The organism is uncultured Oscillibacter sp., from assembly GCF_910579365.1.
Taxonomy (GTDB): domain Bacteria; phylum Bacillota; class Clostridia; order Oscillospirales; family Oscillospiraceae; genus Oscillibacter.
The window spans coordinates 1-21024 of the sequence record NZ_CAJTUX010000049.1; the positions used below are offsets into that span (position 1 = coordinate 1).

The 21024-nt window shown below is 59.4% G+C and carries 15 protein-coding genes; 6 read left to right on the forward strand and 9 right to left on the reverse strand.

Annotated features, from left to right (window positions below):
- Positions 1-1318: 1318 nt before the first annotated feature.
- Together QZ329_RS10975 and QZ329_RS10980 are read left to right on the forward strand one after the other, a co-directional pair.
- On the forward strand, positions 1319-1975 hold the full coding sequence (locus tag QZ329_RS10975) for a TetR/AcrR family transcriptional regulator (protein WP_295752509.1): 657 nt from the start codon (positions 1319-1321) through the stop codon (positions 1973-1975).
- 79 nt (positions 1976-2054) lie between these two features.
- Positions 2055-3311, forward strand: a complete 1257-nt coding sequence (locus tag QZ329_RS10980) for an MFS transporter (RefSeq protein ID WP_295752512.1) — start codon at positions 2055-2057, stop codon at positions 3309-3311.
- 152 nt (positions 3312-3463) lie between these two features.
- Here QZ329_RS10980 and QZ329_RS10985 read toward each other — a convergent pair whose 3' ends face one another.
- From QZ329_RS10985 to QZ329_RS10995, 3 genes are all read right to left on the reverse strand, one after another.
- Positions 3464-4003 carry a hypothetical protein gene (locus QZ329_RS10985; protein ID WP_295752515.1) on the reverse strand — a complete coding sequence of 180 codons (540 nt, stop codon included), beginning with the start codon at positions 4001-4003 and terminating at the stop codon, positions 3464-3466.
- Positions 4004-4123: 120 nt separating this feature from the next.
- Positions 4124-5383 carry a GHKL domain-containing protein gene (locus QZ329_RS10990; protein WP_295752518.1) on the reverse strand — a complete coding sequence of 420 codons (1260 nt, stop codon included), beginning with the start codon at positions 5381-5383 and terminating at the stop codon, positions 4124-4126.
- A 1-nt stretch (position 5384) separates the two neighbouring features.
- Positions 5385-6098, reverse strand: a complete 714-nt coding sequence (locus tag QZ329_RS10995; protein WP_295752521.1) for a LytTR family DNA-binding domain-containing protein — start codon at positions 6096-6098, stop codon at positions 5385-5387.
- Between the two features lie 339 nt (positions 6099-6437).
- Between QZ329_RS10995 and QZ329_RS11000 the strand changes: the two genes are divergently transcribed.
- Entirely contained in the window at positions 6438-7943 is a 1506-nt protein-coding gene (locus QZ329_RS11000) for a FapA family protein (RefSeq protein WP_295752525.1), read from the forward strand.
- Positions 7944-8052: 109 nt separating this feature from the next.
- Here the strand turns inward: QZ329_RS11000 and QZ329_RS11005 are convergent, their stop codons facing one another.
- Together QZ329_RS11005 and QZ329_RS11010 are read right to left on the reverse strand one after the other, a co-directional pair.
- On the reverse strand, positions 8053-8973 hold the full coding sequence (locus tag QZ329_RS11005) for a SufD family Fe-S cluster assembly protein (protein WP_295752550.1): 921 nt from the start codon (positions 8971-8973) through the stop codon (positions 8053-8055).
- 2 nt (positions 8974-8975) lie between these two features.
- Entirely contained in the window at positions 8976-9713 is a 738-nt protein-coding gene (locus QZ329_RS11010) for an ATP-binding cassette domain-containing protein (RefSeq protein WP_295752528.1), read from the reverse strand.
- Between the two features lie 182 nt (positions 9714-9895).
- Between QZ329_RS11010 and QZ329_RS11015 the strand changes: the two genes are divergently transcribed.
- The gene (locus QZ329_RS11015) at positions 9896-10561 is read left to right on the forward strand and encodes a ferritin-like domain-containing protein (protein ID WP_295752531.1); all 666 of its coding nucleotides are present in this window, start codon (positions 9896-9898) and stop codon (positions 10559-10561) included.
- A 382-nt stretch (positions 10562-10943) separates the two neighbouring features.
- Positions 10944-12947, forward strand: a complete 2004-nt coding sequence (locus tag QZ329_RS11020; RefSeq protein ID WP_295752534.1) for a methyl-accepting chemotaxis protein — start codon at positions 10944-10946, stop codon at positions 12945-12947.
- Between the two features lie 306 nt (positions 12948-13253).
- Here the strand turns inward: QZ329_RS11020 and QZ329_RS11025 are convergent, their stop codons facing one another.
- The 4 genes from QZ329_RS11025 to QZ329_RS11040 all read right to left on the reverse strand — a co-directional run bounded on the left by QZ329_RS11025 (position 13254) and on the right by QZ329_RS11040 (position 19976).
- Entirely contained in the window at positions 13254-17276 is a 4023-nt protein-coding gene (locus tag QZ329_RS11025; RefSeq protein ID WP_295752536.1) for an S-layer homology domain-containing protein, read from the reverse strand.
- Positions 17277-17764: 488 nt separating this feature from the next.
- The gene (locus QZ329_RS11030) at positions 17765-18517 is read right to left on the reverse strand and encodes a metallophosphoesterase family protein (RefSeq protein WP_295752538.1); all 753 of its coding nucleotides are present in this window, start codon (positions 18515-18517) and stop codon (positions 17765-17767) included.
- A gap of 16 nt (positions 18518-18533) precedes the next feature.
- Positions 18534-18983 (reverse strand): hypothetical protein, encoded by a 450-nt coding sequence (locus QZ329_RS11035; protein WP_295752540.1) that lies wholly within the window; start codon positions 18981-18983, stop codon positions 18534-18536.
- A 264-nt stretch (positions 18984-19247) separates the two neighbouring features.
- Positions 19248-19976, reverse strand: coding sequence for a hypothetical protein (locus QZ329_RS11040; protein ID WP_295752543.1), 729 nt, complete (start codon positions 19974-19976; stop codon positions 19248-19250).
- A 351-nt stretch (positions 19977-20327) separates the two neighbouring features.
- On the opposite strand from QZ329_RS11040, the gene QZ329_RS11045 reads away from it, so the two are divergent.
- A complete protein-coding gene (locus QZ329_RS11045) occupies positions 20328-20984 on the forward strand; it encodes a hypothetical protein (protein ID WP_295752546.1) in 657 nt (218 codons plus the stop codon).
- Positions 20985-21024 lie beyond the last annotated feature (40 nt).

The window sequence follows — 21024 nt, forward strand, 5'->3', positions numbered from 1 at the left end:
AGATCTACACGTACTGACACACTCTTTCCCTACACGACGCTCTTCCGATCTGGCTCTCGCCGGTGACGGCGTTCACCAGCACGGCGCCCTTGACGTCCACGCCGCCGAAGAGACCGATGGTCCGCACGATCCGGGAGCACACCCAGAAGGGGGTCCCCTCCTCGTCAATCTCAAAGACAGGATCGTCGAACATCATGGTGGGATAGTTGAAGCGGAGGTGCCGGTAGAGGTTTCGCCCGAAATGCTCGGCGGTGGTGTATTTCATGCCTTCCGACAAGCGGACCACCTCCGCCTCCTGGCTCACCATGTCGATGATGAGATAGGCGGGAAGGCCGTCTCCCCGGTTGGTGAACCATTTGATGAGGTCCCCATAGCGCAGGGAGGTCACCCGCACCGGGCGGCCCTGGTAGTTGATCTGGGTATAGGTGGGCAGGATTTCAAACTGGGAAACCATGTCCGCCAGCTCGCCCAGTTTCCGGGTGCCCAGCTGAGTGGCGGAGTCCGCGTCCAGCATGGGAATCTGGTCATAGGAAATTTCCTCCACCTCGGCGGTAAAGTCCCCGGCCTGAATAGGGAGGAGCTTGGAATAGCTCCCCGCCCGCAGTACCACCCAGCTGGCCACAGCGCCCAGGGCCAGGATAACGATCAGGACCACCACCGCCAGGAAGGGAACGGCGCACTGCTTGCGCACAAAATGGAAATAACCCTTGATGCTGCCGTCGCCCTGAAAGCCGGAGGTGAAGACGGCGCAGACGCAGTACACAGCGCAGAGGAGGAAGACGAAGACATAAAACTCCTCGGCGTGGAGGTTCAGGGCGGGAAGCTCCAGATAGAAATAGACCAGACCGAAAACCAGGGTGACCGCCAGGTTGGTCAGGGTGCGGCTGAACGCGCTGCCCATGGCGCGGCGGGGCTTGCGGGCCTTGCGGGGGCGGGGATTCGCGCCTCCGCCCTGAAAGCCCTCAGGGTTAAAGCCGCCTCCGAAAGCGCCGGGGTCAAAGCCGCCGAATTGAAATGTAAACGGCATGGGATGCTCCTTTCTTTGTCTCTGCTGGAAATTTATTCATATTTCATCATACAGGAAAAGTGTGAACAAATCAAGTGAATCCGGAAATCCGGCGGGGCCGCCCCGAGGCGGCGGCGGCCCGGCGTCCCTGAAAAGGGGAACGTTTTCTCTAAGGTTTCCCTTCTGGTGCAAAAATACGCCTGATGAAATTTTCCATTGGTCTGCCGCGCCGGAAATTTCTCTTGACACCGGCGGGCGGCGGTGCTATGATATAAACAGACTGATGGTCTGTTTGAGGGGAGGGGCGGCCTCGTGGCGCGGAATAAATATCCGGAGGAAACCGTGCGGAAGATTCTGGACACGGCGGAGCGGCTGTTTATTGAAAAGGGCTATGACAAGACCTCCCTTCAGAATATCATCGACGCCACCGGCCTGTCCAAGGGCGCGATTTACCATCATTTTACGTCGAAAGAGGACATTTTTTACTTCGTCTGTGACCGCATCGGGCAGCGGAACGCCGAGGTTCTCTCCAAAGTACGGGACGACGGCGCGCTGAACGGCCTGGAAAAGCTGCGGACCATCTTCAAAACCTCCCTCCATCCGGAGCGGCAGGCCAAGATGTTCTGCATGATGCCGTATCTTCTGGACAACGCCAAGTTTCTGGCCACGGAGATGCAGAGCATTTTTGTGGAGGTAGTGCCGGAGTTTGTGGAGCCCATTATCCGCCAGGGCATGGCGGACGGCTCGATTCATACGGAGCATCCCCGAGAGCTGGCGGAGGCCATGATGATGCTGTCAGACGTCTGGATCAACCCCATTGTCCAGGCCTCCACGCCGGAGGAAATCCGGGCCCGGTGCGCCATATACAACCAGCTCTTTGAGGGATTCGGCATCACGGACTTGATTGACGAGGAGATTCTGAACACGCTGGTGGGCTATGCGGAGCTGGCCCGCGCGTTGGAGAAATAGAGGTCGGAAAGGGAACTGCCGCGGCCGGGCAGTTTCTTTTTCAACATATAAAAACCGACGGTCGGTTTATAAAAGGAGAATGATGATGAAAGCAAACGAGACGTCTCTGTTCCGCCGGGACTTCACCCTGGTGGTCATTGGGCAGATTATATCCCTCTTCGGCAGCGCCATCCTGCGCTTCGCCCTGCCCCTCTATCTGCTGCGGCAGACCGGATCCGCCCAGCTGTTTGGAGCGGTGGGGGCGGCGGCGTTCATTCCAGCCGTGCTGTGTTCTCCCGTGGGCGGCGTGGTGGCGGACCGGGTGAACAAGCGGAATGTCATGGTTTCCCTGGACTTTTTCACAGCGGCGCTGATGCTGGCGTTCACCTTCCTGCTGGGGAAAGTGCCGCTGGCGCCGCTGATGGTCGTCTGCCTCATGCTGCTGTACGGCATCGCGGGGGCCTATCAGCCGGCGGTGCAGGCCAGCATTCCGCTTCTGGCGGGGCCGGAGCAATTGACCGGGGCCAACGCCGTCATCAACATGGTCAATACGCTCTCCGGCCTGCTGGGGCCGGTGATTGGCGGCGTGCTCTTCGGGGCGTTTGGCATCCGGCCCATTCTGTGGGTCAGCATTGGGTGCTTCGCCCTTTCCGCCGTGATGGAGCTGTTCATCCGCATTCCCCACCGGCCCCTCGGCGCGGGGGGCGGCGTGCTGTCCACGGTGCGGCGGGACCTGGGGGAGAGCTGGCGGTTTATCCGCCGGGAGCGGCCGGTGTTTTTGTCCGTGGTGCTGGTGCTGGCGCTGTTCAACCTGGTGCTGTCCGCAGCGCTGATTGTGGGCATTCCCGTGGCGGTGGTTCAGGTGCTGGGCATGAGCGACGGCCGCCTGGGGCTCACCCAGGGAGGCATGGGTCTGGGGGGACTGGCCGGCGGGCTTCTGGCGGCGTGCCTGGGAAAACGGCTGCGGCTCCGGCGGGGCGGCGTTTTGCTGCTGGCCGCCAGTCTGACGGCGGCGGGCATGGGTCTGGCTCTGCTGCCGGGAGTCCCGGCCTCCGTTGGCTACTGGGGGGTGACGGCCATGAGTTTTGCCATCATGATCCTGTCCACGATGTTAGTGGTGGTGCTCAGCGCCGCCGTTCAGGGGCAGACGCCGCCGGAGCTCCTGGGGAAGGTGATGGCCTTCATCATGGCGGTGTCCAACTGCGCGTCGCCTCTGGGGCAGGCCCTCTATGGAGCGCTGTTTGAGCGGCGTCCCGCCTGGGCCGTGCTGCTGGGGGCGGCGGCAGCGGCTGCGCTGACGGCGGCCTATTCCCGGAAGGCCTTTTGCAGGCTGGACACGGGAGAGCGAGGGAGTTGAACGGTTCTGCGGAGAAACGCGGAGCCGGGGAATGGCGCGGGGCGAAGGCTTCGGCAGCGGCCCGGGAAACTGGAGGGTTTCCCGGGCCGCTGCCGCTTTTTGAGATTTCATATTCTGAAGGGGTCCTGCCGCGCAGCGCCTCGGGGCGGAAATCAGGCGAGCGGCGTGAAGGTGCTGTGCTGCTTTCGGTAAGCGTCGTTGTCCTTTTCGCTTAGTTCCCGTTCTGTCTGCGCCAGCTGCCGCTCCAGGTCCTTGACCCTGGCCGCGTCGGTCTCGGCGCTGGCGCGCTGTTCCAGTTCCGCTTTCTTCCTTTTCAGCTGTTCAATCTCGCGGTCAACCTGGTCGGTGTTGCAGACGCAGCGCTCCTCTTTTTTTCGGCCCGGTTTTTCCGGACCCTCCGGGCCCTTGTCCGGCTCAGGCTTCTCCGCGCCGGGGGCGTCCTCCGGCGGTTTGGGACTTTCCGCCGTCCGCTCCGGATTGTCAAAATAAATCTTAGGCCGGCCGTCTTCGTCCCTGCCCAGCCAGTAGCGGCCAAAGGGTTCCCGCTTTTCCTCCGGTACGTATTCGTCTGTTGCGGGCTTTCGGTTTTGGGTGGTTTCCCCGGTCCGCCGGACGTCAAGAGCTTCCTTTCCTTTTTCCGCTGCCGTTAAAGGCCGGACAGCGCCGGTGCTTACGCCGGAAACAGGCGTCATGGAGCATTCCTCCTTACATTTTTTTGGTAAACAGACGGATGGAGCGGCTTTTACCGTTCACCAGTTTACAAAACCGGGAGGAGAGTTTCAATACGTTCGAATTGAAATGCCGTTTGAACGTCATGAAATGTTCAGCAGCACGTTTAAAGAAAAACGTCCGTCCGCCTTTTCCGTCAGCACCGCTCCGCGGTATTTTTCCGCCGCCGCTCGGATATTGGAAAGCCCGGTTCCCGCCGGGGGCAGGGGGCCGTCGGAGCAAGTGTTCTCAAAGGTCAGCATGTAGAAATCCCCCTGCCGCTTTCCGGTGATGCGGATGGACGGCGTTCCGCCGCCGGACTGACAAGCCTGGATGGCGTTGTCCAAGGCGTTGGCAAAAATCACGCACAGGTCAAAGTCATCCATCCCGCAGGACTGGGGCAGATGCAGAGAGACCTCCGCTGTAATCCCCTGCGCCAGACCCAGTTTTTCTCCCAGAAGGATGTCCACCACAGGATTTCCGGTCTGATAGGGGAAGGACAGCGCCTCGGAAACGGTTTCCAGTTTCTTCAGATAGGTTTTGCTCTCCTCCGGCTTTCCGCCGTTCAGCAGGCCGCTCAGGACGGACAGATGGTTTTTGATGTCATGCCGGAAAGCCCGGGTCTGTTCATAGCGTTTCTGGGCCTCGGCGATATAAATTCTCTGCGCCTCAGCCGCCTGGGTGAGGGACCGCAGGGCCGCCTGGGCCTGGAATCCCCGGCAGAGGTGGCGGTACGCGTACAAGGTGCAAAGCAGCGCCGCCAGTCCCATGACCTGCAAAAACAGCAGCGCGCCGTGCTTCCCGGCGTTTTCCTGGGAGAGAGAGGAGACGGAAAAACTGTAAGAGGTATGCAGGATATACAGCTCCGCGGCAAGGAAAAACAGGCCCGGGAACAAAAGCAGCCCCAGGTACGGGTCCTCCTTCAGGGACAAAAGCTTCAGCACGGCGGCGTAGCAGCAGGCGCAGACAGCGAAGGACGCCGCCAGCGCCGCCAGGAGCAGAGGATAGAGCAGGGGACTTCCGATAAAGCCGGGGAAGACGGCGGACTCTATTGAATTAATAACGCCGAAGGAAAGCTGGGAAATGTAGACGCTCAGGACCGCGGCGGTCCAGGACACGAACCGGGGATTCCCCAGGGCAAGACGGTTCACGCTGTATAGAAGAAGCACGCAGATGCCGGCGGACAGCATGCCGTCAAGAGCCAGCCTGACGGAGACGGCGTCCACGGCGCAAAGAAGGCCGAGATACGCGGCAAAGTGCCAAACCCGCCGCTTTTTTCCGGTCAGAAGGCAGGAAAAGAGGAGGTGCAGCACAGCCTGTCCCGCCAGGCACAGGCCGTTGAGCCACAAGCTGAAAGCGCCCATATCAAAAATCCCTCTCCTTCATATGGCGCAGGAGGGCCCGCGTCAGGTCCTGCTCCCGCAGCCGGGAGACGGGGATGGCCTCCCCCCGGGGCAGCAGAACCTGTCCGCCGTGACAGCCGCGCACGTAGTCAAGATTGACGAGATAGCTCCTGTGGCATCGGAAAAAGCGCCTGTCGACGCAGCGTTCCAGCTCCTCCAGGCGGCTGTAATAGTCGATGACCGCCCCGCCGCTTCGGTGCAGGTAGAGTTTCCGGCCCTGTACCTCGCAGTATACGATTTCCTCCAGCGGGACAACCTCGCAGGCGGTTCCCCGCCGGACGACCATGGTTTTCGCGCTCCGCCTCTCCAGCTGTCTGAGGGCCCGGTCCATGGTGCGCTTGAAACGGGCGGCCTCCAGCGGCTTGACAAGATAACCGCAGGCTTCCACCTCAAAGGCGTCGAAGACGCACTCCTCCAGAACTGTCACAAAGATCAGCAGGGTCCGGTCTCCCTGCTGGCGCAGCCGCCTGGCGGTCTCCATTCCGTTCGGCGGTTCCATCTGGATGTCCAGAAACGTCAGATCGAAGCCGCCGCCGCTTTCCAGTAGGGAGCGGCCGCTGGAAAAGCGGCTGATCTCATAGGAGTCGATCCGGTTTTCTTCCAGATAGGCGGCCAGAAGCCCGGCGATTTCTTGGGACATCTGGGGCTCGTCATCACAGACCGCGAATTTTATCATGCTCATCACCACGCTTTTTTACCAGGTTAGCAGATATGGGGCGGGGAGGCAATCCGCTTGCCGTCAAATGCCGCGAATTTGTCATGAAATGATTTTCGGAGGGCTTCATTTATCTGGAATATGTCTCGCAAATGGGTAGAATAATACTTGATAATTTTTCATAGGAATGGTACAATATAAATTATTGAGCAAAAAATGGGATTTCCGGCATGCGGAACAAAATCATCAATTTGAAGTGAGAAAAGGCAGGGGATGAGGGTGTCCATCTTTGATCGTTTTGTCTCAGGGGAGACGGGCGAACAGGAAAGAAAGTCGTTTCACCCTACTTCTTACAGAAAGATGTTTTCAGAGCTGGACGCATCGAGCAAAGAGGTGAAAGCGCAGTATCCGGATGATGCCAAGACGGTGGACGATTTTGTCTGGGCGCTGAAGGAAGCGTGCAGAGCCCGGTATAAGAAGGCGCTGGACGGCGACATGCAGCCCATGAGGGCGGAAGCGAAGTTTTTTCTGTCAAGGGACCGGATGAGCGCCTTTGCGTGTCTGCTTCCGCCGGAGAACGACGGGAGTGGGATTACCCTGGAGGAGTTTTTGGGGGACATGCACTACGAGGGGATCCACTATGGCGTCCTGCAACAGGAAATCCAGGAGGAGTTTGCCCTTGGCTACCTTCATATTTTTCCCGTGGCGCGGGGGAAGCTGCCCCAGGCGGGGGAAGACGGCAAGGTGACGGAGCTGTTCCAGCGGCGGAAAAATATGCGCCTGGAAGTGCAGAATGGGAGCGAGGTGGATTTTGGGCAGGACATCCAGCTCCAGCCCATTCGGAAGGGGGCGGTCATCTGTCTGATACGGCCCCCGAGGGCGGGGGCGGACGGCACGGATGTGACGGGGCAGTGTCTCCCCGGTCCGCAGGCCGCCAGCGCTCATGTGCCCAAGGGAAAGAACACCGTCATTGGCCGGGGCGGGCAGGCGCTGACAGCCGGCGCAGATGGAATTTTGTACATTGAGAACGACCAGTTCTGTATCCACGAGCAGAAGATCATTGACGGGGATTTGGACCAATTTCAAGGGGCGCTCCGGATTTCGGGCAACCTCTATATAGGTGGAAATGTGGACGGCGGAGTGGAGGTGGAGGCCTCCGGCGAAATTGTAATCAACGGAAAGATGGGGCAGGCGCGGGTGATCTCCACAGGCGGAACCATCCGGGTCCAGCAGGGGATTTATGGGACGAACGGCAAGACCTTTTTAAGCGCGGCCGGTCAGGTGCAGGCCCCGGTGGCGGAATGGGCGGAAATCAACGCCGGAACCAGCGTCATTGCGGAGACGATCTCAAACAGCGTCATTCGCTGCGGCGGCATGGTCTATGCCATGAGCGGGCGCGGGATGATTGTGGACAGCCAGATTCGGGCGGGAGACAGCGTCCTGTGCCAGCGGATCGGCAATCTGGCCGGGGGCCGCAGCCGGTTTTCCATAGGCTATCCGCCCCATGTTCCGGAGTCCTGGGAGCGCATCAAGGGCGAGTTGGCGAAGGTGCAGTCGACCTTGGACGTGCTGTGGGAGTCGATCACCGGCCTGCGGAGAAAAGGCGTCCGGATTACGGAGGGCGAAAAAACAATTCTGGACCAGCTCGTGGAACAGCGGGACCTCTATTTTGAAAGGCAAAAAGTACTGACGGAGGAACTGAAGACCGTGCAAAGAGCGCTGGACAAAAAGAGCAAGGGGAGAATCCGGTGCGAAAAGCTGTACCCCTACCTGGATGTCCAGATAGGCAGATTGACGGAAGAAATTACCACGATAGAAGAGGAGTGCAACATCCACGTCGAGGACAGCAGAATCTTCTTGAAGTGAGAATCCTATGAACTAATACGAAAGCGCCGCCAGGAACCAAATGTTCTGGCGGCGCTGTTTTTTGCATCCGCAGCGGAGGAAACCGGCGCCCAAAGCCGCTTCGGGCGCTTTACGCCAGAAAGCCCTTGAGAATGCAGTCCTCCGCTTCCTCCTCGGTGAGGCCCAGGGTCTCCAGCTTCAAGAGCTGGTCTCCGGCAATTTTGCCGATAGCCGCCTCGTGGACCAGCTGGGCCTCGGTGCAGTTGGCGGTGATGGCGGGAATGGACTTGATCTTTGCCTCCCCCATGATGATGGAGTCGCACTGCACATGGCCGAAGCACTGAGCGTTGCCCACCATCCGGGGATAGAACACCTGCTCCGAGCGGTCCTGAGCCACGGAGCGGGAGATGACGCGGCCCTTGGAATCCTCCCCGTTCAGAATGATCTCCATGTCGCTCTCCGCCGTCTGCTCCCCATGGGTCAGAAGACGCTCGGTCACCACCGCCTCCGCTCCCTTGCCGCAGACGATCTTGGTGGTGCGTTTGGTGGAGTCAATACCCCGGATCTGGACCGTCTCCATCTGGATGGAGGCGCCCTCCTCCAGATAGACCACCGTCTCCGGATTCATGATCCTGCCGCCCTTGCCGCTGCCTTCCCCGTAGTGCTTCTCTGTGTAACGGACCTTGGAGCCTCTGCCCACATAGAAGGTATGCACGCCGTCGTGACGGGACTCCTGGTCTCCGCAGTTGTGGATGCCGCAGCCGGCCACGATGTCCACGTCGCAGTTCTCGCCAATGAAAAAGTCGTTGTACACCGTCTCCCGAATGCCGGGCTTGGTAATGATCACCGGGATGTGGCAGGTCTCGCCCACGGTGCCGGGCTTGATGCGGATGTCAATGCCGGGCTTGTCCTCCTTGGAGGTGATTTCGATATGCTCCGTGGACTGGCGGCCGTCGCAGCCGCTGTCCTTGCGGATGTTGAAGGCCCCCACGGGCTTCCCGATGAGGTCCGCGATCTTTTCCAGCAGGCCGCGGTCGATCTCTGTATCCATCATTAGGCCATCGCCTCCTTCTTCAGTACCGGGCAGACGCCCAGTGTGTCCGCCAAAATTTGAGGCAGAATTTCCGCCGGGGTCCCCCGGTGGCGGAGCCGCCCGTCTCCCACCACGATGACCTCGTCCGCCAGGGAGATGATCCGCTCCTGGTGGGAGATGATAATCATGGTGGCGCCCCCGGCGGCGTGAAGCTGTTCGAAGGTCTCCGTCAGCCGGGCGAAGGACCACAGGTCGATGCCCGCCTCCGGCTCGTCGAAGATCATCAGCGACCCGTTCCGGGCCAGAATGCTGGCAATCTCAATGCGCTTGACCTCGCCGCCGGAGAGGGAGGCGTCCACCTCCCGGTCCAGATAGTCGTTGGCGCAGAGGCCCACCCGGGTGAGGTATTGGCAGCAGCGGTCCTTGGAGAGCGTTTCGTCTCCGCTGGCCAGGGTCAGCAGGTCCCGGACCGTCAGCCCCTTGAACCGGGGGGGCTGCTGAAAGCCGTAGCTGATGCCGAGCTTTGCCCGCTGGGTGATGCCGAGGTCCGTAATGTCCTGTCCGTTCCAGAAAATCTGCCCGCTGGTGGGCTTCACCAGGCCCATGATGCTCTTGGCCAGGGTGGTTTTGCCGCCGCCGTTGGGGCCGGTGAAGACCACCAGCCGCCCGTCGCCGACGGTGAGGGAGATATCGTTCAATATGCCCAGCTCTCCGCCGTCTTCATGGACGGCGTAGCTGAGGTGTTTCAGTTCCAGCATGAGGGGTCCTCCTTTGCTTGCTGTATCCGACAGCATTCTAGCAGATATGACAGCAGAATGCAACGCATTGCCCTGGATTTTCCCTCTTATTTTACCCAAAAACGGCTCTTATATCTGTTGCATATACGACAGTAACCGTTTTTTCCCGCCGGCATAGACTGGGAAGAAAAGGAGGGACCCTCATGGATCAGACGATACACACACCGGAAGTTTATGATTTTCGCCAGTATGACCGGATTTGGCAGCGGGTAGCCCCGAATCTGGAGCCTTATCCCGCCGCGGCGGCGCGGTCGGAGGCCGCCGCCCGTCCTGCGGCCCCGGTTCCCGCCGTTCCGGAGACGCCCGCCGTCCCCATTCCGGCGGAGCCCGGGCCGGCCTTTCAGCAGGAGAGCCAGCTCCCCGGCGCGGAGCGGAACCCCTGCTGTATGGGCACAGAGGCGGCGGAGATGCTGGAGGTGCTCACCGGCTATATTGAGGCGGCGCTGTCGGACCGCCGCGCTATGCAGGCTCTGACCCGGCAGGCCCCCTCCTGGGCCCGGCAGCGGCTGCGGGACATAGCGGCGGACCTCCAGGACCACGCCCGAAAGCTGATGGCGGCCCACTATCTCATCACCGGACGCTGCTATCGCCCCAGCGTCAGCGCGGAGCGCATCTACGTAGGCCGCTGGTGCCCCGCCCTGAGGGAGCGCTACCACGCCGCCGCGTGCAGCGGCATGAACTATGCCCGCTCCGCCGAGGACACCCTGGACCCCTGTCTCGCCAAGCTCTTTCGGGAGCTCAGCGAGGACGCTTACCGCCACGCTGAGGAGCTGATGGGACTGCTTCAGCGGAGCCTGCAAAACACATAACGAGACTCAGGTCCTCTGCCATCCGGCAGAGGACCTGGTCTTTCAAGGAGGCGGGAATCCGAGAGGGAAAGAGGGCCGCGCCGCAGAATCTCCAAATCTTCCTCGTCATCCAGGCGGACAACTCCAGAGCCGCCGAATAAATTTTTGTTTCAGGAAGGCGCAATCCGTTTCGGTCAAGAGCCCTCCCATTGACTGTTTCCGCATAATTTCTTCCAGGATGACTTGTGCTTTCCCGCGTCGCCTGATATAATAACGGTGCTTATTCGCCTATGCGCGGCAACCTCCGTGAGGAACGGCGGGCCAGAAGCCTGCGGGACCGCATTCCGCTGTTTTTCATTTGGGTTGGACAGAAAAAACAGAATCTGTGAGGGGAAATGAGCCTATGAAAAAGGGAACCAAGAATAAAGGGAACGCGTCCGCCGCCCGCGGGCGCTGGGGTATCACCGGAAAGCTCGTGGCCGCGATTATCGGCAGCGTCGTCATCGCGGTGGCGCTTCTGCTGGCGGTTGTCTACGTCCAGATGTCCCGCGCGCTGCTTGAAAAGAGCGAGAATCTGATTCAGGCCACAACGGAAAAAACGGTTCAGGAGACCCGGGCCTGGATGAACAAGACCCTGACTGCGCTGGAGCTCCAGCGGGATACCATCCAATATGAGGACATGGACATCCCCTCTATGGAGACATATATCAAGCACACCGTGGACCCGAACAGCTCCTATCCGGCGGGGCTGTACATTGCCCTGACGGACGGCTCTTTGTATCACGCCTCCTTTGTGCCGGGACCGGACTTTGACGCCTTGACCAAGTCCTGGTACCAAAACGGCGTCCAGTCGGAGGACTTCATTCTGGGCGACGTCTATTTTGATGAGGACAGCCAGTCCTACGTGGTGGGCACCTCCGGCGTGCTGAAGACCCGGGGCGGCAGCGTCCGCGGTGTGGCGGCGGCGGACGTCTATCTGGATTCCATCTCTGAAATTGTCAGCGAGATTCGCTTGGAGAAGACCGGCGGCATCTTCCTGGTGGACACCCGCACGGACACCATCATTGGCCATCAGGACCCCTCCATAACCGGAAAGAAGCTGAGTGAGATCGGCTCCGGGGTCTACGGTTACGCCACGGAGCAGATCCGCCAGGGGAACACCGGGCTGACCATCCGCGACAATACATACATTCAGGTGGCGGACATACCGGGCAGCGACTGGAAGGCCGTGGCCTATGTGTCCCGGGCCGAGGTTCTGGAGGAGCTCTATCAGCTGGCGGTGACGGTGGTGCTTCTGGCGCTTCTGGCGGTGGCGGCCATGCTGGTTCTGGTCATCATCCAGGTTCGCCGCGTCATCGGACGGCCGGTGGCGGAACTGAGCCGCGCGGCCACGCGAATCGCCGAGGGCGATCTGAACCAGGAGATTCACTATCAGTCCAAGGATGAGCTGGGCGTGCTGGCGGACGATTTCAACCGGGTTACCCTCCGGCTTCGGGACTATGTGCGGTACATCGACGAGATATCCCGGACGCTGTACGAGATTGCGGAGGGAAACCTGACCTTTACGCTGCAAAACGAGTACGCCGGGGAATTCGCCAAGATCAAGAACTCTCTGGAGGAAATCTCCCGGGCCTTGAACGGTACCATGGGCCAACTGCGGTCCGCCTCCCGGGATGTGGCGGCTGGCGCGGAGCAGGTCTCCAGCGGGGCCATGACCCTTTCCCAGGGGTCCAGCGAGCAGTCCGCCGAGGTGGAAACCCTGGCCGGTCATATTGACGCCGTATCCGACAGCGTGCACAAGGTCGCCCAGGGCGCTCTGGAGGCGGACCGCATTGCCCAAGCCGTGAAGGGTGGCCTTTTGGAGAGCAGCGAAAAGATGCGGAACCTGACCGAGGCCATCCAGAAGATCAGCGACAGGTCCAGCGAGATCAACCGAATTGTCAAGACCATTGAGGACATCGCCTTCCAGACCAACATCCTGGCCTTGAACGCCGCCGTGGAGGCGGCCCGGGCCGGAGCCGCCGGAAATGGCTTCGCGGTGGTGGCGGACGAGGTCCGCAACCTGGCCGGGAAATCCTCTCAGGCCGCCCAGGAGACCACGGCGCTGCTGAGTCAGACGGTGGAGTCCATGGATGAAGGCGTGCAGGCGGCCCAGGATACGTCAGAATCCATGCTGTCGGTAGTGACGCAGGCTGACCAAATGAGCAGTCTGATCAGCGGCATCGCGGAGTATACCAAGCAGCAGACCGTCAACGCGGAGGAAATTACCCATGGAATCGAGCAGATTGCCGACGTAGTGCAGAGCAACGTGGCGACAGCGGAGGCCAGCGCCGCCGCCAGCGAGGAGCTGTCCGGCCAGGCGGCCATGCTGAGAGAAATGGTTGCCAAGTTCCGGCTGAAGGAATAAACCGCCGTTCAAAGAATCTTCGGGGAGCCGCACCGGCCGTAAGGCTTGGTGCGGCTTTCTGCACTTGCGGCGGTTGTAGAAGAAATACGCGGGCAGGATTCCGGGTTTCAAAAGCGGCGGAGAATGGCGGCAGAGCGCCCGGCGCAAACGGACAAGAAAAGAGCGGCCCCTTTTTTCCGGATCTTGAGGGAAAGAAGGCGCCGTTTCCAATCCCCTGCGGCAGCTGGCGAAGGGGAGAAGAGGATTTCCCGGGACATGGCCGGGGCCAGCGGACCTTACAGAATCCGCCGGCCCCGGCCGGAATGTTTATTGCTGGTTCAAATAGTTCACATACCGCTCCAGCATTACTGCCGCCTGAGCGCGGGTAGCTCTTCCCTCGGGAAGGAAAGAACCGTCCCCATAGCCGCTGAGAATACCGTTTTCCACGGCCCAGCGCACCGCCTCCTGGGCATAGGCGCTGATTTTTTCTATGTCGCTGAAATGCAGCTCCTGATCCGTGGCGGCGGGACTGCCCGTATAGCGGTGCAGCATGGCCACGAACTGCTCCCGGGTTACCTGGCTGTCGGGATTCCGTCCGTCGCTGATTCCCTGCGCCACTGCCCATGCCATGCCCGTTTCATAGGCGGATCCTGCGGCAGTATCCACACCGTCCAGCCGGGCCAGCACCGTCATCAGCATAGTGCGGGACATGGAGGCATCCGGGGCAAAAATGCTGGGGGTTTTGCCGGAAAACAGCTCCCGGGCGGAGACAAAGTCGATGGCGTTCCTGGCCCAGTGGCTCCGGGTATCCTGGAAGTTCTTTCCGTTCTCCCGGATGCGGATTGTGGCCCCGTCGGAAACGTTGACGGTTATCTGTCCCCCGGAGAAAATGGCTGTTTTGAGTATGGTTTCCGAGCCGTCCGGGTTGACCAGACAGGCAATCGTGGTATTGCCGGTTCCGTAGACGGGAATTTCCACCGCTGCCGTCCGGACGCTGCTGGTGTGGACGGTAACGGAAGCGTTTTCCCCAGGCAGGGCCGGGATGGGGAGGGCCACGCTGCCTCGCGGGTTCTCCTCAAACACGTTGGAGGGAATCCGGACATCGGCTTTGGCGCTGTACTGGTTGGCCTGGACGGAGGCGGTGAGGCCGCTGGCCTGTTTTACGGTGGTTTCCGTAGAGCCGTCGGGCCGTGCCACGGTTTTGACGGTGGAGCCGTCTTTTGTTGTGCCGGTGGTGGTGACTGTGCCGTCTTTTTTGGTTTCCACCACCGTTTTGGAGCCGTCGGGCCTCCTTGTAGTTTCTGTCACCGTGCCGGTGGTTTTGTTGGTGCTGGTGGAGGTTGTAGAGCCGTCGGGATTTTTCACCGTTGTGCCGCCGGAAGAACCTCCGGAGGAAGAGTTCCCTCCAGAGGAGGAACTGCCGCCGGAGGAAGAACCTCCGCCGGAGGAGCCGCCGCCGGTGGCGGGAATGGTCTCCCGAATCATCTCATAGCCGCAGACGGTGCAGGACCGGTGGCGGGTTCCGCTCTGGGAGGAGGTGGCGGGCCGGTCCACCACCCAGTCCCCGGCAGCATGGGCGGCATAGCCGCTCTTCAGGCTGTCCTGGGTGATGGAACAGCCGGAAGCCGTGCAGTCGTGCCAGTGATGGGTTTCATTAGACTGCCAGGCCGGGCTCCAGGCGTGGGTGTGACCGTCAGGCGGGGTGACGCTGTCCGGCGTCCAGATGGCGTGAAGGCTTACGTTGTTTGCGGGCATCTGAAAGCTCACCTCCGGAACGCTGCGGTTGGCGAGCGTTACCCCGGTTGCCTCCCAGGCCGCGAAAGTATAGCCGCTCTTATTGCCTGCGCGGATGGTGACGCTGGCCCCTTCCTCGTAGTCATAGGCCCCGGCCTCGGTTCCTCCTTCTCCGGTGTTGCTGACCGTCACCTGGTGTTTCGTTCCGCCGGGCTGCTGGGTGGGGGTAATCCGGACGGCGTAAGAAGTGGATTTGCCTTCGTAAGTAATGGTGAGGGTCTGGCTCTCCGCCGGGGCGCTGGAGTCAAAGCCGCTGACCATATCCGCCGTGACCGGAACGGTCCGCCGGTCGCCGTTGGAGTACACGGCCTCAATGGTCAGGCCCGTCACATCCAGGCTCTCGCCGGCGGTATACTCGGTTTTGTGGGCAGTGCTGCTGACGGAAATGCCGGTTACCGTTGCCGCGCCGGGGGCCGGGACGGTGATGGAGGTAGACGTGCCCGCCTCATGGGTGGCGGTTTCCTTCATCCGCACATAATAGATTCCGGCAGAAAGTCCGACCGTCTCGCCGCCGCCGCATTCCTGCGAATTCGTAAAGCTCGGGTCCGCCGCGTACTCCATGGCGGAGGTGGTTCCGGTAATTTTTCCGTCCGCGCCGCCCGCCGCGGCAGGGGCAACCCCTGCAAGGCCGGTGGGGGCGGCGGGACCATCGGCCTTGGCAATGCTCCAGGAGATGGTCTGCGGGTCCGTGGAGCCGCCGGTCCACTGATAGCCGGGCTCCAGTGCGGCGGTGGCGGTGTAATTGCCTACAGCGGTGGCCTTGAAATCTCCGGAGAGGGTGTAGCCGGTTCCCTCGTTTACGCCGGTCTGCTCCGCTCCCGTCCATTTCAGGCCGGTGTTTGCCGTGGGGACGGGGATGGTTTTGACTTCCGGGTCTGTCGTGCCGCCGTCTTCAACTTTCAGCACGGCGGTTCGGGTCATATTTTTATTGTCAATGGTATATGCTGCGGGAACCGTGATCCCTATGGTGTACGGGCTATCGGCAGTGCCGTATTCGGCATCAGAAATGACATAAAGGGAGTTTGCAATAATCTTCAGGGACGACAGATATCCGTTGCGGTCTGTATATTTGTAGTAAGTTTCACCATCTATAACTTCGGAGCTCCGGTTGGCCGGTCTGTCATTGATCGTGATGTTCAGAGGAATGAAATCCAGATACAGAGCGCCTTCGGTACTGCTGGTTACGGTTAAGGGAAATTCGGCCTCTTTGCCGGGACCCGCGCTTACTTCCAATGTGTCAAAGCTGAAATTCTGCACCCGGTTTTCGTCCCCGCCGGAGGAACTGCTGGAAGCTGTCCAGCTGCCGCTGCCGTCCCGCACCAGCGTCATATTGGGGTTGCTGCCGTAGGGTACCAGTACAAAGTCGCCGGCCTGGGATTGGGGGGCCTTGATGTAGGTGTGGTTTTCCAAGGGGAGCGTCTGCGAAGCGTTATTAAAAATAGAGCCAATGCCGATCTTGGTGGTTCCGGTCACCCCGTTCTCAATGGTCAGGGTCTGATTTTGGCCTAAAATCAGGGAACCGCCGCCTTGAAAATTGGAAACCGAAAGATTTCCCAGGTCCTTTATGTTTAAAAATGCGCCATTGGAAACAGAAAGGGACGGCTGGGTCTGGAAACTGCTTCCGTTTTGCAGAACCAGGTTGCCCGATTCCACAGACAGGCTGGAGATATCCCCGAAGGTTTTCGTGGCCTGATTGCCGCTGCCCTGATATACCACATTTGTCGCGCCGGAGCCTGCGCCGCTCACGGTGGGGATGGCCGCTCCGGTGATGGTGACGGTACCGCCGACTCTGTATTTGTCAGGGTCCGGAATGGTCACTTTGCCGCTCTGTTCGCCAACCGGAATCCTCTGCTGTCCGCCGCCGGCGTATACGGTTCCCAAGGCGGCGCTGCCGGCGCTGTTTTCAATGTTGATGGTAACATCTCCGGGAAATGTGTTTTCGGCTCCGTTGTCGTCCGCTCCGTTATGGTTGCCATCAAGGCCGCCCATGGCCAGGCTGCCCGCGAAGATGTTGGCTGCACCCAGGCTGTTGGTAGTTCGGCCTTGAAGATTCGTATTCCCCAGGATATTGACGGTGTGGGAGTCGCCGGGCGTAGGGACCGTAACATAAGTTTCGTGGCTTGCCGGCAGCAGCGTGCCGCAGAAAACATTGGCAGAGAAACTTGTGGCGGTCACACTGTCCAGAGTCAACGTGTATCCGTTTGCTATAATCGCGTTGCGGCAATCGGCGCTTGTAAGGTCCAATTGTACATTTCGAAACGTTACGTCCGCGCCCAGCAGAATGCCGGTTGCCCGAACATTGATGCTGTGATTTTGGCCGTCGATAGTGATGTTTTTGTTGATGACCCAAGGGGCTTGATCGTTCTGAGCGGCTGAGGAGACATTGTCTGTCAGAGTGATAGTGTCTCCTGGATTGGCTTGTTCAATCATTTCATTTAAAGTGCTGCCGCCGGATCGCAAATCGTCCTCCTCCAGCGCCAGCCCCACCGGTGGAAACGTGGCGGCGGCAACACAGAACGCCAATAAGGCTGCAATAAGTCTTAAAGGTTTTTTCATATCAAAATTCTACCTCCATAGTCCGTCCCGAGGGTGCTCCGCGCCGCTTCGGGGCAGGTTTTTGCCTGCTTGTTTTTACTAACCCATACTATTCTATCATAGTCTCATTCAGATGACAAGATTTACCTTATGGATGGAAAATCTAGGGAGGCGGCGGCAGCTGTTTTATAAAGAGCAAAGCGGCTGCCGCCTCGCCGGATATAAGGTAAGGGCACATGATTCTTGCAGGGAAATAAGAAGGGAAGATACATCTCAACGGCGACAAAAGGAACCCTGCGATGGGCGGTTCAGGAGGCCCTCTTAATATTGATACCGTTTCCTTCTGTAGATAAAAAAGATGCACCTGGGTAAGCGTTACGGCGCAAGGGTTTCGGACACATATTGCCCCACCTGGGAGAAATTGTGGCTACAACGGAAAAACCTCCGGCAGGGTGGGAACTTATCTTGTTCCCGCCCTGCCGGACGTTTTTCACAGCTTCAATCGGATTTCACAGCTTCAATCGGATAATCTGTTCGTACAGCATCGCATATTTCTTTTCTATGACCATATTTTCATGGTAGTGTCCAAAAAACCAGTATTTGAATTGACACCGCTGGCGTATTTCGTCAAAGAACTCTGTCAGGTCATCCCTCTGGTAAAGCCCGCCGCTGAATATGTCCTGCACACTGGAGGGACAGCAGTGGGTGATGATGTAGTCCACCTCCCAGCCCGCTCTGTCCAGATTGGTCCTGGCAGTTTGGTACTCCTCCTCACTGGGCAGTTCCTCTTTCCGCCAGGCCAGGTGGTTTACACGGTACATCGCGCCCCTGGCGTCCAGCTCCCTGCATTTTTTCTTAATCAGAGGATCGTCTGGCTCCAGGATGCCATCCTGGATGTCATGGATGCTGGCCCCGCCTATGGTGAAGAATCGTTTTCCACCCAGGTCAAATATTTGGCCCCGCTCCAGCAAGATCACCGAGGGGCGGATTCGCCGGATGCTTCCGCCTCTCCACTCCTCCAGCGGATATTTTCGCAGGGTATCGTAGTTTTCATGGTTCCCTGTCACAAAGGCCGTGGGGAAGGGCCGTCCCTCCAGCCAGTCCAGGCCCTCGTCATCCCGCTCACTGCCATGCCACACACAGCCGAAGTCACCTGCCACCAGAACGAGGTCCTCTTTTATGAGGCCCTCTTGCACATAGAAGATTCCCGGCTGGAAGCGCCGGAGATCTCCGTGAAGGTCTCCCGTGATATAAATTTCCATGATGTGTGATCTCCTGTTATTTTCTGATCGTTCTGTCGATCTCAACATCGGTATATCGGAACTTGATGCGGATGGTTTCGGCATCCACAACGCTGATCCTCTCCACATACCTGCGGGTGATAGAATCATCGTACTCGGCAAATTCGGACTTCTGCTGCTTCAGCCACTCCGCCAGCTCCCGCAGTCTGGCCTCCTGACCGGCCCGCTGTTCCTCATCCTGCTGGATTGCTCCAAGCCGCCCCAGGATGGCCTGCTTCTCCTCCATGATCGCCTTGAGCTGGGCGTTCAGTTCCTCATTCTCCATGTCCTCCAGCACCTTGTCCAGCAGCTCCGCCTGCTGGGCAGTCAGCGCATCCAGCCGGTTGCGAAGGGTCAGCGGGTCGATGCCGTCCGCGCTGCCGCCCTGCTGGACGATGCTGGCCAGATCCAGAAGTTCATCGCCAAGGCTCCCTCCCCGCAGGGACAACAACCAAATAACCGGTTAGAGCACGGCAAAAGGGCGGCAATCGGCTACGATTGCCGCCCTTTCATGAGCGTTAAATAAGCTGGCAGTGTAAGCAGTCAAGAAAATAGGCCAAATTACGCCAAGAGTATGCCAGCGGAAAAGGTTGGTTTTGAATGGACTGGTGGTACCCGGGCCTGTAGCTGCTGCCGGGCATGTTAATGATCTCACAGCGGTGGATATTGTGCCGCCTCTGCGCACCGTCCGGCAAATTGCCCTTGAAGTGCTTCACCACTGCGGGGCATTGCCGTCAAGCCAGGCCATGTGGGGCAGTATCTCCGGCGAGGGGAGATCCGTGGGATAGCGCTTGAGAAGCTGGGCCGCCAGCAGATGATGATAATATATGTCGTCTTGGGGAAGGGGAAGATGAATCACGAACACCCGGCGGGGACAAAGACGGCGAATATGGGCCGCACCGAAGCGGGGGTTCAGCTGATAGGGGTTGAAAAACGCGGCGTCGATTCCCCGCGTGCCGCAGGAGAGAAAGGCGTCGGCGTCCTCCGGAGAAAGAAAGGCGTCTCCGGCAATGAAGACCGTCTCCTCCTCCGTCTCCAGCAGGTAAGACTGATGAGGATGCCCCTTGTCCTTCCCGTCGTGGACGGTATTCCGGGCTATGACCCTCAATCCCGGGAACTCCAGCCGCACCATGCCTGGGCGGAGGGGATGAACGGGAATACTGGACTCGGGCACGCCGGGGCCATAGACGCCGGGGGGATTTTTCCAGCGGAGTACCGCATTGAACGCCTCGCGGCAGAAGTGGTCGCTGTGGGTATGGGTGAAGAGTACGCCGTCCAAATGGGCAAAGATGCCCCCGCGGGTTTTCAGCTGGGCGGTCATGGACTCCGGCATCGGGGAGAAGCCGTCCGGCCCGCCGTGGATGCCGTCCACCAAAAGGCCGGTCGTTCCGGTCCAGAAATACAAGGCGGAGTTTACCGAGTGGAAAACCTGAATACGCATCGTCTGCCCTCCCTTTGATTCAAGGACGGGGGAAGAGCTTCATGACGCGCCTCCCCCTGCCATAAAAGCTTTACCACAAACCGGGGCGGCTTGTCAACACAAATGGGGAAGATCTGACGGCGGCGATATAAGAGCTGGTTATAGAGGCGTATTCATTTCCTTTATTTGACGGATGGAGGGAAAAATGATACTATTTTTATTGTCAATATCCGGTGGAAATTGTTCCATTTGACGGATATTCAGCGGCGCACGCCAACCCTTGCTTGGATAATGTCAAAGTGCCTGGACGGCGGATATTTTCGGGCGGGGCCCGGGTGCGAAATCGGACAAAAGATGGATGGAGGAAAAGGCATGCGAAAGTTTTTAGCACTGGTTATGGCACTGGCAATGGTGTGCAGTCTGGCGGCCTGCGGTGGTGAAAGCAGCGGCGGCAAGGGCGGCAGTGCGGGCGGCGGAGCCGCCGCAGGAACCGAGAGCGGCGGAGAGAAAACCTATGAGCTGAAAGTAAATTGGGAAAATGCCGCCGATAACTTCATGACCATGAACTGGGATGAGTGGTGCGGCAAGGTTTCGGAAAAGTCAGGCGGCCGTCTGACCTTCAAGCCCTATTATAGCTGTACTCTGCTGGATTCTAACGCGGAGATGCAGCAGCTCATGGCGGGCATCGCCGACATTGCGGATGCGAAACGCCTGGCCAGCGACGGCTACAACATCAGCGAAAAGTGGAAGCTGCTGACCGCCGGTATCCCTGCGGAGGGACAGATTTCCCTGTCCTATGATTTTTGCGAAAAGTTCCCCCAGGTCCTGGAGGAGTTCAGCGGCGTCAAGGTGCTGGCGCAGTCCTATACCGGCGGCGGCGGTTATCAGCTGCTGACGACCAAGAAAGCCGTACATTCCCCCGATGAAATGGCGGGCCTGACGATTTGGTGTGAGCCGGACTGGAATCAGTTTGTGGAGGAGTGCGGCGCCACGCCTGTGAATACCCCCTGGTCCGAGCAATGCCATTAAGTTAACCAGAAATAACCAAATAGCAGCGATATGGGAGGAA

Excerpts from the sequence above, each read along its gene's own strand:
- QZ329_RS11000 (WP_295752525.1), top strand. The coding sequence starts at position 6,438 with ATGTTTTCAGAGCTGGACGCATCGAGCAAAGAGGTGAAAGCGCAGTAT.
- QZ329_RS10990 (WP_295752518.1), bottom strand. The coding sequence starts at position 5,383 with ATGGGCGCTTTCAGCTTGTGGCTCAACGGCCTGTGCCTGGCGGGACAG.
- QZ329_RS10995 (WP_295752521.1), bottom strand. The coding sequence starts at position 6,098 with ATGATAAAATTCGCGGTCTGTGATGACGAGCCCCAGATGTCCCAAGAA.
- QZ329_RS10980 (WP_295752512.1), top strand. The coding sequence starts at position 2,055 with ATGATGATGAAAGCAAACGAGACGTCTCTGTTCCGCCGGGACTTCACC.
- QZ329_RS11030 (WP_295752538.1), bottom strand. The coding sequence starts at position 18,517 with ATGGAAATTTATATCACGGGAGACCTTCACGGAGATCTCCGGCGCTTC.
- QZ329_RS11015 (WP_295752531.1), top strand. The coding sequence starts at position 9,896 with ATGGATCAGACGATACACACACCGGAAGTTTATGATTTTCGCCAGTAT.
- QZ329_RS10985 (WP_295752515.1), bottom strand. The coding sequence starts at position 4,003 with ATGACGCCTGTTTCCGGCGTAAGCACCGGCGCTGTCCGGCCTTTAACG.
- QZ329_RS11020 (WP_295752534.1), top strand. The coding sequence starts at position 10,944 with ATGAAAAAGGGAACCAAGAATAAAGGGAACGCGTCCGCCGCCCGCGGG.
- QZ329_RS11045 (WP_295752546.1), top strand. The coding sequence starts at position 20,328 with ATGCGAAAGTTTTTAGCACTGGTTATGGCACTGGCAATGGTGTGCAGT.
- QZ329_RS11025 (WP_295752536.1), bottom strand. The coding sequence starts at position 17,276 with ATGAAAAAACCTTTAAGACTTATTGCAGCCTTATTGGCGTTCTGTGTT.
- QZ329_RS11040 (WP_295752543.1), bottom strand. The coding sequence starts at position 19,976 with ATGCGTATTCAGGTTTTCCACTCGGTAAACTCCGCCTTGTATTTCTGG.
- QZ329_RS11010 (WP_295752528.1), bottom strand. The coding sequence starts at position 9,713 with ATGCTGGAACTGAAACACCTCAGCTACGCCGTCCATGAAGACGGCGGA.
- QZ329_RS11005 (WP_295752550.1), bottom strand. The coding sequence starts at position 8,973 with ATGGATACAGAGATCGACCGCGGCCTGCTGGAAAAGATCGCGGACCTC.